Origin of the sequence: Streptomyces sp. NPDC087263, assembly GCF_044744645.1 — a bacterium.
In the GTDB taxonomy this organism is placed as follows: domain Bacteria; phylum Actinomycetota; class Actinomycetes; order Streptomycetales; family Streptomycetaceae; genus Streptomyces.
Map to the genome: position 1 here is coordinate 50,001 of NZ_JBIUYT010000017.1, position 15,752 is coordinate 65,752.

17 protein-coding genes and 1 riboswitch are annotated in these 15,752 nt (G+C 71.5%); of the genes, 6 read left to right on the plus strand and 11 right to left on the minus strand.

Going from position 1 to position 15,752, the window contains the following annotated elements; genetic code table 11:
• Positions 1-3: 3 nt before the first annotated feature.
• From ACIPC1_RS38225 to ACIPC1_RS38240, 4 genes are read right to left on the minus strand one after another with little or no spacing between them, the layout of a single operon-like run.
• The gene (locus ACIPC1_RS38225) at positions 4-681 is read right to left on the minus strand and encodes a DUF6286 domain-containing protein (RefSeq protein ID WP_402525876.1); all 678 of its coding nucleotides are present in this window, start codon (positions 679-681) and stop codon (positions 4-6) included.
• Positions 678-1,019: an Asp23/Gls24 family envelope stress response protein gene (locus ACIPC1_RS38230; protein ID WP_402525879.1), complete on the minus strand. Its 342-nt coding sequence runs from the start codon at positions 1,017-1,019 to the stop codon at positions 678-680. The genes ACIPC1_RS38225 and ACIPC1_RS38230 overlap by 4 nt, the downstream gene beginning before the upstream one ends.
• Before the next feature lie 45 nt (positions 1,020-1,064).
• A complete protein-coding gene (locus tag ACIPC1_RS38235; protein WP_384385138.1) occupies positions 1,065-1,250 on the minus strand; it encodes a hypothetical protein in 186 nt (61 codons plus the stop codon).
• A 54-nt stretch (positions 1,251-1,304) separates the two neighbouring features.
• A complete protein-coding gene (locus ACIPC1_RS38240; RefSeq protein WP_402525882.1) occupies positions 1,305-1,787 on the minus strand; it encodes an Asp23/Gls24 family envelope stress response protein in 483 nt (160 codons plus the stop codon).
• Between the two features lie 87 nt (positions 1,788-1,874).
• On the opposite strand from ACIPC1_RS38240, the gene ACIPC1_RS38245 reads away from it, so the two are divergent.
• Positions 1,875-2,606 (plus strand): nucleopolyhedrovirus P10 family protein, encoded by a 732-nt coding sequence (locus ACIPC1_RS38245; protein WP_402525884.1) that lies wholly within the window; start codon positions 1,875-1,877, stop codon positions 2,604-2,606.
• 64 nt (positions 2,607-2,670) lie between these two features.
• Here the strand turns inward: ACIPC1_RS38245 and ACIPC1_RS38250 are convergent, their stop codons facing one another.
• The 4 genes from ACIPC1_RS38250 to ACIPC1_RS38265 all read right to left on the minus strand — a co-directional run bounded on the left by ACIPC1_RS38250 (position 2,671) and on the right by ACIPC1_RS38265 (position 6,727).
• The gene (locus tag ACIPC1_RS38250) at positions 2,671-3,462 is read right to left on the minus strand and encodes an enoyl-CoA hydratase/isomerase family protein (RefSeq protein ID WP_402525886.1); all 792 of its coding nucleotides are present in this window, start codon (positions 3,460-3,462) and stop codon (positions 2,671-2,673) included.
• 131 nt (positions 3,463-3,593) lie between these two features.
• On the minus strand, positions 3,594-3,815 hold the full coding sequence (locus tag ACIPC1_RS38255; RefSeq protein WP_006123601.1) for a helix-turn-helix domain-containing protein: 222 nt from the start codon (positions 3,813-3,815) through the stop codon (positions 3,594-3,596).
• Positions 3,816-4,200: 385 nt separating this feature from the next.
• Positions 4,201-5,799 carry an ABC-F family ATP-binding cassette domain-containing protein gene (locus ACIPC1_RS38260; RefSeq protein ID WP_402525888.1) on the minus strand — a complete coding sequence of 533 codons (1,599 nt, stop codon included), beginning with the start codon at positions 5,797-5,799 and terminating at the stop codon, positions 4,201-4,203.
• Positions 5,800-5,890: 91 nt separating this feature from the next.
• A complete protein-coding gene (locus tag ACIPC1_RS38265; protein WP_402525891.1) occupies positions 5,891-6,727 on the minus strand; it encodes a hypothetical protein in 837 nt (278 codons plus the stop codon).
• Positions 6,728-6,919: 192 nt separating this feature from the next.
• On the opposite strand from ACIPC1_RS38265, the gene ACIPC1_RS38270 reads away from it, so the two are divergent.
• Together ACIPC1_RS38270 and ACIPC1_RS38275 are read left to right on the plus strand one after the other, a co-directional pair.
• A complete protein-coding gene (locus ACIPC1_RS38270; protein ID WP_402525977.1) occupies positions 6,920-7,810 on the plus strand; it encodes a neutral zinc metallopeptidase in 891 nt (296 codons plus the stop codon).
• A gap of 95 nt (positions 7,811-7,905) precedes the next feature.
• Entirely contained in the window at positions 7,906-8,319 is a 414-nt protein-coding gene (locus ACIPC1_RS38275) for a VOC family protein (protein ID WP_402525894.1), read from the plus strand.
• Between the two features lie 61 nt (positions 8,320-8,380).
• Here ACIPC1_RS38275 and ACIPC1_RS38280 read toward each other — a convergent pair whose 3' ends face one another.
• From ACIPC1_RS38280 to ACIPC1_RS38290, 3 genes are all read right to left on the minus strand, one after another.
• A complete protein-coding gene (locus ACIPC1_RS38280) occupies positions 8,381-9,781 on the minus strand; it encodes a hypothetical protein (RefSeq protein ID WP_384385156.1) in 1,401 nt (466 codons plus the stop codon).
• Between the two features lie 146 nt (positions 9,782-9,927).
• The gene (locus ACIPC1_RS38285; RefSeq protein ID WP_402525896.1) at positions 9,928-11,055 is read right to left on the minus strand and encodes an alpha/beta hydrolase family protein; all 1,128 of its coding nucleotides are present in this window, start codon (positions 11,053-11,055) and stop codon (positions 9,928-9,930) included.
• A gap of 1,015 nt (positions 11,056-12,070) precedes the next feature.
• Positions 12,071-12,802, minus strand: coding sequence for a class II aldolase/adducin family protein (locus ACIPC1_RS38290; RefSeq protein ID WP_402525898.1), 732 nt, complete (start codon positions 12,800-12,802; stop codon positions 12,071-12,073).
• Between the two features lie 196 nt (positions 12,803-12,998).
• On the opposite strand from ACIPC1_RS38290, the gene ACIPC1_RS38295 reads away from it, so the two are divergent.
• The 3 genes from ACIPC1_RS38295 to ACIPC1_RS38305 all read left to right on the plus strand — a co-directional run bounded on the left by ACIPC1_RS38295 (position 12,999) and on the right by ACIPC1_RS38305 (position 15,422).
• Positions 12,999-13,742: a lysozyme gene (locus ACIPC1_RS38295; protein WP_402525901.1), complete on the plus strand. Its 744-nt coding sequence runs from the start codon at positions 12,999-13,001 to the stop codon at positions 13,740-13,742.
• Positions 13,743-13,943: 201 nt separating this feature from the next.
• The gene (locus ACIPC1_RS38300; RefSeq protein ID WP_402525903.1) at positions 13,944-15,188 is read left to right on the plus strand and encodes an anion permease; all 1,245 of its coding nucleotides are present in this window, start codon (positions 13,944-13,946) and stop codon (positions 15,186-15,188) included.
• A gap of 12 nt (positions 15,189-15,200) precedes the next feature.
• On the plus strand, positions 15,201-15,422 hold the full coding sequence (locus ACIPC1_RS38305; RefSeq protein WP_365428332.1) for a hypothetical protein: 222 nt from the start codon (positions 15,201-15,203) through the stop codon (positions 15,420-15,422).
• Positions 15,423-15,541: 119 nt separating this feature from the next.
• Positions 15,542-15,683, plus strand: a riboswitch (cobalamin riboswitch).
• Positions 15,684-15,752 lie beyond the last annotated feature (69 nt).

Genomic DNA, 15,752 nt, shown 5'->3' on the forward strand with positions numbered 1-15,752 from the left:
GCCTCACCCCTTCCGGCCCGGGCGTCCGACGTGCACCGACAGGGCGGGCGGCCGGGCGAGGCCGAGCCCGCTGATGCCGTCGGCGAGCGTGGCGTCCAAGTCGGCTCGTACGTCGTCGAGTTCACGGAAGTGCGAGACCGCCCGGACGTCGGCCTTCCTCCGTCGCATACGGACCCGGACCGACTGCACACCGGCGACCTCCATGGCCCGGTCGCGCAGCGCGGTCGCGGCGGCGCCCCGGTGCAGCCCGGCCCGGACGTCGGCGTGGAGGCGGCGCATCGGCAGTACGTCACGCAGCCCCGGCGTCGCCGCCAGGACGATCAGCCAGAGCCCGACGACGGCGGCCACTCCGGCGCCGAGCAGCACCCAGGTGTCGTCGAGAGGACGTTCGGCGAGCTGTCGGGCCAGCGACCTGCGCCAGTGCATGGGGGGCCGGCCGGCCCGCACGGCGGCGACGTCGTACAGGAAGGCTCCCGCGCCGAGGAGGACCAGTAGCGCGAGAATCCCCGCGGGGACGCGGCGAGCCGACCAGAAGCGGCCCTCTCCGCCGCCCTCCTCGTCAAGAGTGGGCAGCGGTTCGTATGCCGCCGCGGAGGCGGACTGGCCGAGTTCGCTCTCGGCGGCTTTCTCCAGCACGGGCAGCCGTTGGGTGCTGCCCTCGGATCCCTGGGACTCGCTCACTGCGTCCTCCCGTGTGCGGCGCCGGGTGCCTGTGCCAGATGCAGCCGCTCCACCTGGACGGCCACCTCCGGTACTTCCATCCCCGCCAACGCACCTACCCGCTCGGCGACATGTCGACGCACCGCACCGCACTGCCCGCCGATGTCGCAGGGGTAGTCGAGTTCGAGGCTGACACGGACGCGGGCGGTCTCGTGGTGGACGACGACGGTGGCGTGCGGGGCCATGGCGTCCGGGGACAGCGCCTCCAGTGCCTCGCGCGCCGCCTGCCCGGCGATCTTCGCCACCACCCGGTCGGCGATCCGGGTCGCTCCTCGCTCGGCCGGCGCGACGTTCGTCACGGGCCGCCGCGTCTCACCGAGCCGGCCGGGCTGTGCGGGCACGCGTCACCGCCGCCGGTCGTTGCGGGGGCGGAAGAAGTCTCCGAGGTCCAGGTCCCCTTCGAGGAACCGCCCGACGACAAAGCCGATCGCGCCGAGGGCGGCCACCAGGAGGAAGGCCCCGAAACCCCCGAAGTACCCGGCGAAGCCCAGCGCCATTCCGGCGATCATGCCGATCACGGCCAAGCTCATGATGCGCTCCTCAGCAGTTCGGTGGCCGGGTTGAGCGGTACGGATTCCGGGGTGTCACTGGAGCCGCGACTCCGGCTCCTCATCCTCTTCGTCCGGCAGCTTCACGTCACTGACGGCGATGTTGACCTCGACGACCTCGAGTCCGGTCATGCGCTCGACGGCCGCGATGACGTTCTCCCGCACCGCGCGGGCCACGTCCGCGATCGACACGCCGTAATCGACGACGATCTCCAGGTCGAGCGCGGTCTGCAGCTCCCCGACCTCGGCCTTGACACCCCGCGAGACGGACTTCGTACCGCCGGGCACCCGGTCCCGCACCGCCCCGAAGGTCCGGCTCAGCCCGCTCCCCATCGCGTGCACGCCGAGTACGTCGCGGGCGGCGAGTCCGGCGATCTTCTCCACGACTCCGTCCGCGATGGTGGTCCGTCCCCGGGTCGCGGGGTCGCCACCGCCACGCTTGGTGGTCCTGCGCGCCCCCAGCGGCTCCTTCTCACCCTCGGGGGTCTCCGGCCGCTTCCGCTCCGTCATGTCGGTCATCGCCGTACATTCCTTCCGGTCGTCGTCCTTCACCCACCGTAAGTGGGGTCGCGCTCGCGCGCGCCGGGGATACGGCAGGCTGGAGCAATGACGGCGGACGGGTGGGCGCAGGTTGTACGACATCAGCTCGGGCTCGGCAGGCTGCTGCCGCTCGGCGGCCCGCGCGACGGCGCGTGGATCACGGAGGATGCCGCCGGCTCCCTGCTGCGGCGGGCAGTGGCTCCCGTGCACGGAGTGCGTCTCGGCACGCTCCGGATCGCACTCGCGGACCCCGAACGGTCGTATGACCCCGCAGTGCTCCCGCCGCCCAGCGCACTGCCGCCCGGCCCGCTCCGTGTCAGCGCCGACTTCACCGCTTCGGCGGACCCCACGGCCCCCGGCGCCGAGCCGCTCCCGACGACGGCGGCCCGTCTGCGCCGGGCCCTGGCCACGGCGGCGACGGAACGGCTCGGCCTGAAGGTCACTGAGGTGGATCTGCGGGTGGCGGGGTTGCTGGAGGGGGACCGGGAACCAGCCGTCGTACGCCCTGATGACGTACGGCCGGCCGCCGAGCCGACCGGTGCCGAGGAGGCGCTGGTGGCCACGGCCGCGCTGTCCGTACCAGGTGTCCTCCACCTGACCGACGCCTTGGGCCGCCCGGTGCGTATCGAGGACGGCCGTGGCGGGGAGAGTGTCCTGCCGCGCCGCCATGTCCGCGTTGAGGTGGCGGTGACGGCGGAGCGGCGGACCGTCGACGTGGCGCGCGACGTCAGGGCGGCAGTCGTGGAGAAGCTGTCAGACGCCCCATCCGTGGCTGTGCTGGTAACGGCCGTCCACTAGAGCGCCCCAGGGTCGCGGGGAACTGCGCGACCAGCCCCCACGCACCGGCGGCCGGCCGACGACCTCAGTCCCCCACACCCGCAAGATCCCGCAGCCGACGCCCCTGAGCCGCACGCTCAGCGACGCGCTGCTCCTCGTACGTACGATCCTGCACCCCGCGCAACAACGCCTTGGTCTCGATGACGGCATCGCGCGGCGCAGCAATCAGCGCGGCCACCAGATCCCGTACCGCGTCATCAAGCTGCCCGCCGGGCACCGCGAGGTTGGCAAGCCCGGTGCGCTCGGCCTCCTCGGCCGTCACGAAGCGCCCCGTCGCGCAGATTTCCAGCGCACGGGCATAGCCCACCAGGCTGACCAGCGGATGTGTACCGGTGAGGTCGGGTACCAGGCCCAGGCTCGTCTCGCGCATGGCGAACTGCACGTCGTCCGCGACGACGCGCAGGTCACAGGCGAGGGCGAGTTGGAACCCGGCACCGATGGCGTGTCCCTGCACGGCGGCGATGGACACGATGTCGCTGCGCCGCCACCAGGTGAACGCCTCCTGGTACTCGGCGATGGTCGCGTCGAGGTCGGCTTCGGAACCGTGCGCGAGATCGATGAACGACGGCTCGCCGTCGAAGCCCTCGGGCGTGAACGCCTGCCGGTCGAGCCCCGCGGAGAAGGACTTGCCCTCGGCGCGCAGCACAACAATCCGGACGGTGCCCGGCAGTGACCGACCGACCTGCGTCAACGCCCGCCACAGCGCGGGATTTTGGGCGTTGCGCTTGGCCGCATTGGTCAGCGTCACCGTGGCGACGGACTCGTCGACGGTGAGCCGTACGCCGTCCTTGTCGAGAACCGGTTCGAGTGAAGCCATGGACGCCTCCGATGCGTGCGGTCACGGTGGATGCCGTACGACGACATCCTTAAGTGACTGCACAGTAACCACCCGGCCGATCACAGGACCGACCGGGTGGTCACCACCGAAGCCGATGGGGACGCCCGGCCTCAGGCCGAGGCGGCCTTCTTGCCCCGCGTCGCTCCGCCACGCCCACGAAGGGTGACGCCCGATTCGCTGAGCATCCGGTGCACGAACCCATACGAACGGCCGGTTTCTTCGGCCAGCGCTCGAATGCTCGCACCGGAGTCGTACTTCTTCTTCAGGTCTGCCGCGAGCTTGTCGCGCGCGGCGCCGGTTACCCGGCTGCCCTTCTTCAGAGTCTCGGCCACCCGTGCCTCCTCAGCGGAAGTGCGCTCTGGACTCTCATGATCACCCCTCCCGGGCTTCATGGCCACCCATTCGGCAAGGTCCGTAAGACAAGGTTTTGACGACAGGAGCCCATCCCCACGAGTGGAACCTGTGATTCCGCCCTGTGGCGCTCATACCGCCGAACGGGTTCATCCGTGAAGTGCCAGGTCAGGGACGCAAGACGGCCGAGCCCTTGGGATCAAAGGACTCGGCCGGAAAATCGGTGTAGGACACACCTCGGTACGAGGAGATCTCACACCATTGATGGATCACGGATCGGCCGAATGATCCATACGCAGTGGATCAGTCATTCGATCAAGCGACGCTGACCGGTCGCCGGGAGCTCGGCCCACGGCGTCCGGGGGCTCAGGCGAGGGCCACCAGGTCCGCGTAGTCCGAGCCCCACAGGTCCTCGACGCCGTCGGGCAGCAGGATGATGCGCTCCGGCTGGAGCGCCTCGACAGCGCCCTCGTCGTGGGTGACGAGGACGACGGCGCCCTTGTAGGTGTGCAGCGCGCCGAGGATCTCCTCGCGGCTGGCCGGGTCGAGGTTGTTGGTCGGCTCGTCCAGGAGGAGGACGTTCGCGGAGGAGACCACCAGGGTCGCGAGTGCCAGCCGGGTCTTCTCGCCGCCGGAGAGAACACCGGCCGGCTTGTCGACGTCGTCTCCGGAGAACAGGAACGAGCCGAGCGTCTTGCGGACCTCGACGAGGTCCAGGTCGGGGGCCGCGGAGCGCATGTTCTCCAGGACCGTGCGCTCCGGGTCGAGGGTCTCGTGCTCCTGCGCGTAGTAGCCGAGCTTGAGCCCGTGGCCCTCGACGACCGAGCCGGTGTCGGGCGTCTCGACGCCGCCGAGGAGGCGGAGCAGGGTCGTCTTGCCGGCGCCGTTCAGGCCCAGGATCACGACGCGGGAGCCCTTGTCGATGGCCAGGTCGACGTCGGTGAAGATCTCCAGGGAGCCGTACGACTTCGACAGGCCCTCGGCCATCAGCGGGGTCTTGCCGCAGGACGCCGGCTCCGGGAAGCGCAGCTTGGCGACCTTGTCGGAGACCCGGATCGCGTCGAGTCCGGCGAGCAGCCGGTCGGCCCGCTTGGCCATGTTCTGCGCGGCGACCGTCTTGGTGGCCTTGGCGCGCATCTTGTCGGCCTGCGAGTGCAGTACGGCGGCCTTCTTCTCGGCGTTCTGCCGCTCGCGCTTGCGGCGCTTCTCGTCGGCCTCGCGCTGCTGCTGGTAGAGCTTCCAGCCCATGTTGTAGACGTCGATCTGGGCGCGGTTGGCGTCCAGGTAGAAGACCTTGTTGACGACCGTCTCCACGAGGTCGACGTCGTGGGAGATCACGATGAAGCCGCCGCGGTAGGTCTTCAGGTAGTCGCGCAGCCAGACGATCGAGTCGGCGTCGAGGTGGTTCGTCGGCTCGTCGAGGAGGAGGGTGTCGGCGTCCGAGAAGAGGATGCGGGCCAGCTCGATACGGCGGCGCTGACCGCCGGAGAGTGTGTGCAGGGGCTGGCCGAGCACCCGGTCGGGCAGGTTGAGCGCGGCGGCGATGGTGGCGGCCTCGGCCTCGGCGGAGTACCCGCCCTTGGTGAGGAACTCGGTCTCCTGGCGCTCGTACTGCCGCATGGCCTTCTCGCGGGTGGCGCCCGAGCCGTTGGCGATGCGCTGTTCGTTCTCGCGCATCTTGCGGATCAGGGTGTCCAGACCGCGGGCGGAGAGGACACGGTCGCCGGCGAGCATGTCGAGGTCGCCGGTGCGCGGGTCCTGCGGGAGGTAGCCGACCTCGCCGGAGCGGGTGACATTGCCCGCGGCGGGGGTGCCCTCGCCTGCGAGGACCTTGGTGAGCGTCGTCTTGCCCGCGCCATTGCGGCCGACCAGACCGATGCGGTCGCCCCTGGCGATACGGAAGGTGGCGGACTCGATGAGTAGGCGGGCGCCGGCGCGCAGCTCGATACCGGAGGCGGAGATCACGGACAGACTCCAGGGCAGGGTGGTTGGCGGGGTGGACGGCTGAGGACGTTCCCGCCGTCTAATGCGCGAGGAGAATGGCCATGGGCCAAGTCTAACGGGGCCGTGCAACCGTTTTTTCTGCCTTGGGGCGTTCGGCGGTGTGACGCTCATTGCCCAGCGGCGTGCGGTCCGGGGCGATCCGGCCGAGGTCGTCCACCGCGATGATCTCGGCGGTCCAGTCGTCGGTGCCGCCGTCATCGGGGCAGGGCTGTGCGATCAGGAGCGCCCTGCCGTGGCGCACCGCGCGCGTGGGGACGAACTCACATCCGCGACGGGCGGGCAGCACCCAGCGCAGATCGCCGTCCGCGAGGCGGTAGGCGGTGATGCGCTGCGGGGTGACGACGGCGAGCATACGGGCGCCGAGCGGCCGCAGTACGCCGCTGCCGCCTTGGGTTCCGAGCCAGGGGGCGGCCCCGGGGAGGGCCCGGTGCCAGCGCACCGCGTTGCCGCCGGGCGCGGTGTCGGTGACCAGCCCGTCGTCCCAGAGCGCGATCGCGTCCCCGCGCGCGGGGACCACGGCCAGCGGACGGTGCCCCTCCCGTGCGTAGCTCCAGCGAGGGCGCCCGGTCGCCTCGTCGTACGCCTCGACGGCGTCCTTCGCCGTACGTAGCGAGGGCCGCGCATCACCGTCCACGCGCGCGTGGACGGTGATGTGGTCCCCGAAGGGGCTGGGGCGCGCCTGGTGGGCCGCGGCGAGGAGGAGGGCCGCGAGGAGGAGAGCGAGGGCCGGGGGAAGGAAGCGGCGGACGAAGAGGAAGTGGTGCCGCGCCGTCGCTGAGTGCGGGGGCGCCGAGCGGCCCGGTGCCGGTGCCACCGCGGCAGGCGCGGTGACGGCCCGGAAGACGTCCTGTGGGTGCGGGGCCGCCACCTCGACCGGTGCAACAGCCACGTTTTCCCCTCGCCCACTCGGTCCACGGATCAGGCGCAGAGCGTAGGCGCGGGTCGGCGGGGTGGTGCTCGGGACACGGCGGATGGGTGAGGGTGTGTCCCCCGTTCGGACCTCCGCTCGGGGCCGGGGCCCCTGGGGCGTATCAGGATGGCGCCACAGAGTGACGGCCGTACGGCAGAGGGTGGTGTGTCCGTGCAGTTCGACGACGACGCCGACCTGGACACCTCCGAGGTGCAGGATGTGCGCGGCAGCCGGATCCCCGGCGGCAGGGCGACCGTGGGCGGCGGCGTCGCCGGGCTCATCGCCCTCCTCCTCGGCCTGTTCTTCGGAGTGGGACCCGACCAGCTCGGACTCTCCTCCGGCAACGACGAGCCCGCGGCGACCGCCTCCTCCCTCGCGCAGGTGCAGCAGACCTGTCGTACGGGACAGGACGCCAACGCCAAGGACGACTGCCGCATCGTGGCGGTCGTCAACAGCGTGCAGACGTACTGGACGCAGGAGTTCACGCGCCGCAGCGGCACCTACACGCGCTCGCCCACGGTGTTCTTCAGCGGCCGCGTCGGCACCGCGTGCGGGACCGCGACGTCCGCCGTGGGGCCCTTCTACTGCCCGGGCGACCGCAAGGTCTATCTGGATCTGGGCTTCTTCGACGAGCTGCGCACCAAGTTCGGCTCCAGCGGTGGCCCGTTCGCGCAGGCGTACGTGGTGGCGCACGAGTACGGGCACCATGTGCAGGACCTGATGGGGACGCTGGGCAGGGCTCAGGACGGTGTGACCGGCGCGAACAGCAACTCGGTGAAGGTCGAACTGCAGGCCGACTGCTACGCCGGGGTGTGGGCGCACCACGCGACGACCACGAAGAGCCCGTCGACGGGCAGGCCGCTGCTGACCAGCCTCACCGACGCCGACATCCGTGACGGCATGGACGCGGCGGCGGCCGTGGGCGACGACCGGATCCAGGAGAGGTTCCAGGGCCAGGTGACGCCGGAGACCTGGACGCACGGCTCGGCCGGGCAGCGACAGCAGTGGTTCCACCAGGGTTACAGCACCGGCGACATGGCCCGCTGCAACACCTTCCGCTGACCTGTCGCGGCCGCTCGGCAGGGCGTTGTCAGTGCCCGGTGCCAGACTGGACAGCGGATCGGATTCCGGCGGCGGGACGAGAGGGAGTGACCGGCATGACAGGCATCGACAGCGGGCGCCCGAGCATCTGTCCGACATTGTTGTACGCGGATGCCAAGGCGGCGATCAGGCAGCTCACGGAGGCTTTCGGCTTCACCGAGCTTTCGGTGTACGAGGGCGAGGACGGCGCGGTGATGCACGCCGAACTGACGCAGGGGAACGGCGCGGTGATGCTCGGTTCCAAGGGCCGCGGCGGCGTCTTCGACAGCGCGATGAAGGGCGCGGGCCCGGCGGGGGTGTACGTCGTCGTGGACGACGTCGACAGCCACCACCAGCAGGCCGTGGACCACGGCGCGGAGATCCTGATGCCTCCGACGGACCAGGACTACGGCTCGCGGGACTACATGGCCCGGGACATCGAGGGCAACATCTGGAGCTTCGGGACGTACGCCCCCGAGATAGCGGCGTAGGGCGTAGGGCCCTCCCCGGGCAGGAGCCCGCCCCGGTGCGGGCACTTCACCGGGGCTCCGGTCAGCTCCCCCCGGTGTGCACCTGGAAGGCGGCCCGGCGTACGGCCTTGGCCAGTGCCGGGTCCGGGTGGGCGGCGGCGAGCGCGACCAGGACCTGCACGGTGCGCGGGTGCCCGACGGCACGGACCTCGTCGAGGAGCATGGGCACGGTGGGCTGCACGGCCGACTCCAAGTGGCGTACCAGGAGCGGTGCTTCCCCGTGGTCGGCGACGGCGGCGGCGGTGTCGACCCACAGCCAGGTGGCTTCCGCGCGGGTGAGCACCTCGTGGGCGTCCTCGGGGTCGTGGCCGTCGTGCACAGCGAGCCACAGCAGCGCGTAGGGCCGCAGCGAGGTCTCTTCGGCCACTGCGCGTACGTCGGGTTCGGCGGGGGCGCCGACCACCCGCAGCGCCTCGAAGGCGAGGCCGCGGCTGAGGGCGTCCTCGCCACGGGCTGCGTCGAGGAGTTCGGTGATGGCGCTGCCGACGGGGCGGGCGGCGAGCCAGGCGCGGTACTCGGCGCGGGCCGCGTTCGGGCGCAGCTGGGCGCAGCCGCGGAGCATGTCCTCGGCGGAGGCCTCGATGTTCCCGGCCGGGCTCTGTGCGGCGACGCAGATCTGCTCCAGCTTGACCCAGACCGCCCAGCTGCCGAGCGGGGTGAGGGTGGCCTGTCCGTCGGCGCACGTGAGCGCGCCCACGGAGGCCAGGGCGTGCAGGGCCCAGTCGAGGAGGGGGGCGAGGGGGGTGTCCTCGGCGGCGGCCTGGGCGACCGGCTCCGGCTGGGGGCCGTAGGGGATTTCGCAGCGCTCGGTGCGCAGTTCCGTGACGCGCTGTTCGAGGAGGTCGAGGAGCTGCTCCACGGGGACGGGTCCGGCGGAGAGTTGGAGGAAGGAGAGCACCTGGGGCATCGCGGAGACGACCTCGGCGACGGCGGACGGTTCCCGGTCGGCGGGTTCCGGGTACGCGAGCGACCAGGCGTCGAAGAGGGCGACCCAGCCGCGCAGTACGGCGCTGTCGTCGCGGTTCCAGGCGCGCAGCCGCCAGCCGGGGCGGGCGCTGCCGCCGTGCACCTCGATGAGGCCCGCAAGGCGTGCGGTGTCCCAGTCCGCGCGAACCTGAGCCGGGGTCAGACCCATTTCGGCGGCGGCCCGTTCGGCGGACGCGTCGGAGAGGGTGCCCTTGTCGTCGGGCATCGCGCCGTCGCGGCCCGGGCCGAGTGCGGCGTCGGCCCAACGGGCCACGCGGGCCGCGTCGGAGAGGCCGGTGCGTGCCATGCGGGCCAGTTCCGCGGGCGGCGGAGTGCCCTCGGGCGGGCGCGGTGCCGGGCGTTGCGAGCGGCGCTGGGTAGCCGCCCGGGGGGCGGCGGCCAGGGACCGCGGGCGGACGAGTCGGAGCCTGGAGTCGCGCGGGTTACGGGACGTCACGGGTGCAGTCTTCCGGTTGACCGTCCGAAAACCCAAACGGAATGAGCCCTGGCGCTTCCGCGGGCCCTGCCCGTATGCCCCCGCTCGCCCGAAACGGGCCGGTCCACGCGCGGCGGACAGGCTGAAAACAGCCCCTTGGGCCGCTGCTACATCAGCGGAGTGAGGAAGCGGCGCAGGATCTCTTCGTAGCCTGCCGGGTCGGCGTTCCACATGGCGCCGTGCGGGGCGTCCGGGACCGTGTGCAGGGTGACCAGCTCCGGGCGGCGCTCGGCGAGGCGGCGGGAGGGGCCCCAAGGGGCGATGGTGTCGTCCGGGCCGTGCATCAGCAGGGTCGGCACCTTGAGGTGGTCGGGATGCGCGGCGTTCTCGATACGGTCGCCGCGCACCCCCGTTCGGCCCTGGGCGGCACGCACCGCGAGCGGCAGCAGAGCACTGGGGGTGTGGCGGGCGGTGGCGAGGGCGCGCAGCGTGGTCTCCCAGTTGAGGACGGGCGAGTCCAGCACGAGGCCGGAGATCCGCTCCCGCAGCGCGGAGTGCGCGGCGGCGCGCAGGGCCATGGTGGCGCCGGTGGACCAGCCGAAAAGGACGACCTGGTCGGCGCCGTAGCGCACGGCGTAGCGGATCGCCGCGTCGACGTCGCGCCACTCGGTCTCGCCGAGATGGTTCAGGCCGTCCGGGGAGCGGGGTGCGCCGAGGTCGCCGCGGTAGGCGAGGTCGAGTACCGGGAACTGGTGGCGGTTCAGGAACTTCAGCACGTTCATGGGGTGTTCGCGGGTGGCGCCCAGGCCGTGCACGGTGATCACCCAGGTGTCGCGGAAGCCGGGCACGAACCAGGCGGGCAGGGCGCCGAGTTCGCCGGGGACGTCGACGTCGGCGTGGTCGAGGCCGAGGGCGGCGCTCGGGTTGCCGATGTGCACGTTCGGGGTGAACCACACCTTGTCGCCGGGCGCCAGGGTGCCGTGGGTGACGCGTTCCAGGCGGCGTACGACGGTGTCGGCGGAGTGCGGCACGCTCTCCATGACCGGGCCGACGACCGCGTGGGAGCCGTCGCCGGCGAGACCGTACCTGCCCGGGCGCAGCGAGGCCAGGTCACGGGTGAGCGTGATCCCGCCCGCCGCCGTGGCGTGCACGGTGAGCCGGGGTTCGGTGGGCAACGGCCTGCCGGGCGGCGCCTTCAGCGCGGCGTCGCTGGCGAACCGGCCCGCCACGACGGAGGCTGCGCCCGCGGCGATGGCTACGGTGACGGCTGTGGCCGTCGCTTTGACAGTGCGCACGCGTCCAGTCTCCCGGGGGAGCCCGTAATCGGCCAGCGGGGGCGGGGCTTGGGATGACGTCTCCCCGGCGGGGATGGGGCTGCTGTTTCCGGCGGCGCGTGTGATTCGGCGGCGGGTTGGTGAGGTCGGTTGTACGCCGGGGCCGTCCGGCGTCGGCAGCCTGCCGTCGCCCATCCGTGGCGGGCAGACCCGGGGCGCATCATTCACCGACGCCGGTTCGTCGGAGTTGATGCTTCGCCGCCGCCCGCCGACGCCCGCCGACGCCCCGCCGGGGCACCCGGGGCACCCGGGGCACCCGGGGCACCCGGGGCACCCACGGCACCCACGGCACCCACGGCACCCACGGCACCCACGGCACCCACGGCAGGCTCCGGCACCGCCTGCCCGCGTGACGGGCAAACCCACCGACCCACCGACCCACCGAGCCGCCACACATGACTCACCGACACCAAGCCGCCGGAACCGACCTCCCACCAGAACACCCGCACAAGCCACACACCGTCGCCCACGCAGGGCGACCAGACCCACAGACCCGCCGCACATGACTCACCGACACCAAGCCGCCGGAGCCGACCTCCCGCCAGGACACCCGGGCAGGCTGCACACCGTCGCCCGCGTGGGGCGGGCAGGCCCCGGGCCACCGGATGGTTCGGCACCGCCGGATCGGTGCGTGTGGGCCGAGCGGCGCTGCGGCGGGAGGAACTGCCACCGGCGGGACGAAGCGGAGCGCCGCTCGGCGGAGGCAGCCAGAGGCAGCAGCAGCCCCCGCCCCCGCTCGGGGAGCGAACCCCAGCCGACCCGCCGACCTACAGGCCCGCCGACCTACTGGCCTACTGGCCCGCCGACCTGTCGACCCGCCGCGCCGACCGGCCAGGCCGCCGACCCGCCCGCGATCCCGCGACCCCGCCGTCCCGCGGCCCCGCGTCGCCGACCGCCCCGCCCCGCCCGCCCCCGGGCGCAGCCCACCGGCCGCCCGCCAAGGAACCCCGCACCCCAGGAGCGCACCCCCCACCTCCTACTCCCGTTGCCCGTACCCCCTCAGCCGGTCCCCCGCCTCCTCCACCTGCTCTCGTGTCAGGAGCGTGGGTGACAGGCCGGGTACGGAGGAGGCGGTCAGCCAGACCCGGCACATCCATTCCAGCTGGGCGGTGCGGTCGTAGGCCTGGCCGAGGGACGTGCCGTAGGCGATCGTGCCGTGGTTCTGGAGGAGGCAGGCCGTGCGGTGGGTGAGGGCCTGGCGCATGTTCTCGGCCAACTCTGGGGTGCCGTAGGTCGCATAGGGGGCAACACGGACCGGGCCGCCCAGGTCGCCCGCCATGTAGTGGATCAGGGGGAGCTCGGGGACGAGCGTCGAGACGGCCGTCGCGTGCGGGGCGTGGGTGTGGACGACGGCGCGTGCGTCGGTGGTGCGGTAGACGGCGAGGTGCATGGGCAGTTCGCTAGTCGGAAGGAGCGAACCGCGCACCTGCCGCCCGTCGAGGTCGACCCCCACGGCGTCGCCGGGCGTCAGCCTGTCGTAGGGCACCCCCGTCGGTGTGACCAGGACGGTGTCCCCGACGCGTACTGAGACGTTGCCCGAGGTGCCGACCACCAGCCCCTCGGCCACCGTGCGCCGCGCCGTGGCGACGAGCTCGTCCCACGCCCGCTCCTCCGCGCCCCGGGCGTCCGGAGCGTGCCGCTCACGCGCCACCTGCGCGCCCTCCCGTCCGCCCCGATCGCCCCGTGCGTCCCGCCGCTGCTCAGCCATGCCGCGATCTTGCCAGGCCCCGGAGTCAACACGGCGGCGGCGAGGGCACTTTAGGGCGGAATCCCTTCGTCCGTAAGATCGCATAGGGGCATACATCGCCCCCTGAGGGCAATTGGCCGGAGATCGACGAGTTTTCGATGATCTTCCAGTAGCCTCTGGGGGTTTTGTCACGCACGTCGCCATTCCGGGGGGAAATATGGCCCGTGGTAACAGACCGTCCCGCCATCGCGCCCGCGTCGTCGCGGCCATCGTCACAGCACTCACCGTCGGGGGAACCGCTCTCGCCGAGGTTCCGGCCTCCGCGGCCGGCAAGCCCAAGGGGCACGACGTCTCCTCGCACCAGAAGAACGTCGACTGGCCGAGCACCAAGGCGAAGGGCGCACAGTTCGTCTACGTCAAGGCGACCGAGTCCCACACCTACCGCAACCCGTACTTCAGCCAGCAGTACAACGGGGCACGCAACGCGGGCATCATCCGCGGCGCCTACCACTTCGCCCTGCCGAACAAGTCGTCCGGCACCGCCCAGGCCGCGCACTTCGTGCGCAACGGCGGCGCCTGGCGGGCGGACGGCTGGACGCTGCCGCCCGCGCTCGACATCGAGTACAACCCGTACGGCACGAACAAGTGCTACGGCCTGACCAAAGCCAGGATGGTGAGCTGGATCAAGGCCTTCAGCGACGAGGTCAAGCGGCAGACCGGACGCCGTCCGGTGATCTACACGACCACGCACTGGTGGAACACCTGCACCGGCAGCAGCAGCGCCTTCGGCGCGAACCACTCCCTGTGGCTCGCGCGCTACGACTCGGCGACCGCGGGTACCCTGCCGGCCGGCTGGTCCTTCTGGACCTTCTGGCAGTACGACAACAGCGGCAGCCTGCCGGGCGACCAGAATCTCTTCAACGGATCCACGACCCAGCTCAAGAAGCTCGCGAAGGGCTAGGCCGACAGGACCTGGCGGAGCTATCGGAACCCAGAATTCCGCCTATGTTCGAGACATCGGACCGGACCTAGAGCCGCCCTCCGGCACAATTGGAGGAGCGCTCGCCATAGAGACACTCGAAAGCCCGCCCAAGTTCATCTTCCGTTCACCCAGGTTGCCTACGGTCCTCGTGCCACTGACGTCAAACAGAAGCCTGGGTAAATGGAACACATCACGCTCCTCCTCGGAATCGTGATCGTCACCGCTCTCGTGTTCGATTTCACGAACGGTTTCCACGACACCGCCAATGCGATGGCTACGACCATTTCGACCGGTGCTCTCAGACCCAAGACGGCGGTGGCCATGTCCGCCGTGCTGAATCTCGTCGGTGCGTTCCTCTCCGTGGAGGTCGCCAAGACGATCTCCGGCGGGATCATCAACGAAGAGGGCATACGCACCGAAGTGATCTTCGCGGCGCTCGTCGGCGCCATCCTCTGGAATCTGCTGACCTGGCTTCTGGGTCTGCCCTCCAGTTCCTCCCACGCACTCTTCGGCGGCCTCATCGGCGCCGCGGTGATGTCGGCCGGCTGGTCGTCCGTGAACGGCTCGACCGTCGTCACCAAGGTGCTGCTTCCCGCGATCGCCGCGCCCGTCGTGGCCGGACTCGCCGCGATGCTGGCCACCAGGCTGACGTACAGGATCGGCAGCCGCGCCGACGAGAAGGCGACGGCCAAGGGCTACCGCGCCGGGCAGATCGCCTCGGCGGGCCTCGTCTCGCTGGCCCACGGCACGAACGACGCGCAGAAGACGATGGGCATCATCACCCTCGCGCTGGTCACCGGCGGTGTGATCGCGCCGGACTCGAACCCTCCCACCTGGGTCATCATCTCGGCCGGTATGGCCATCGCGCTCGGCACCTACCTGGGCGGCTGGCGCATCATCCGCACGATGGGCAAGGGCCTCACCGACCTCGCGCCGCCGCAGGGCTTCGCCGCCCAGACCAGCGCGGCCACGGTCATCCTGGCCTCCTCCCACCTGGGCTTCTCGCTCTCCACCACGCAGTCCTGCTCCGGCGCCGTGATGGGCTCCGGTCTCGGCCGCAAGGGCGGTGTCGTCCGCTGGTCGACCGCGCGCCGGATGTTCATCGCCTGGGGCCTCACGCTCCCGGCGGCCGGCCTGGTCGGCGCGGGCGCGGAGTTCCTCACCAAGCAGGGCACCTGGGGCATCGTCCTGACGGGCGTACTCCTGGTGGCCGGCGCGGGCACCATCTGGAAGCTGTCACGCCGCCAGCCGGTGACCATCGACAACGTCAACGAGGTCACCGCCGAGCCCTCGGGCGTCGTCACCGTGGCGATCGCCGCGGTCACCCCGCCGCCCGCGGGTCCGCTCACCGGGGACCTGACCGGCGAACTGAAGGCCACCATCCCGTCCCCGGACGCGGAGCCCACCTCTCCGGCCACGGTGTAAGGAACGAACAGCATGCACATCGACTGGGCAGCCCTCGGCTCCGTCTTCGGAGTCAGCCTCGTGACCACCGTGGCCCTCGTCGGCCTCTTCACCCTGGGCATCGTCGGCCTCTCCAGGCGCGAGTCGGCCTCGGCACAGGGCGGCTCCGCCGCTCTCGCGGTCACCGGCGCGTACGCCTGCTTCGCCGCCTGCGCGGCGGCGGTGGCGTACGGGATCTATCTGATCGTCGCCTGACGGTCACGTCGGACAAGCGCACAAACAAGGTGGGGCGTGGGACGTGTCAACGTCCCACGCCCCACCCGTATGTGGGCCTTCGCACACTCTCCCTCCGCAGGTCAACAGCAAGTTGACGGGTCTTCCAACACCGTGGTGGACTGCCGGAGCCAAGTACGACGGCACGAGAGGAAGCCGGTGCGAATCCGGCGCGGTCCCGCCACTGTCACCGGGGAAGGTAGTCCCCGGAAGCCAGGAACTCCCACCGTCGGTCTCTTCGAACCAGGGCGTGGACACCCTGAGTGAGGACATATCGCCATGCGCGGCTGCCCAAGTGCCTTGCGAACGACG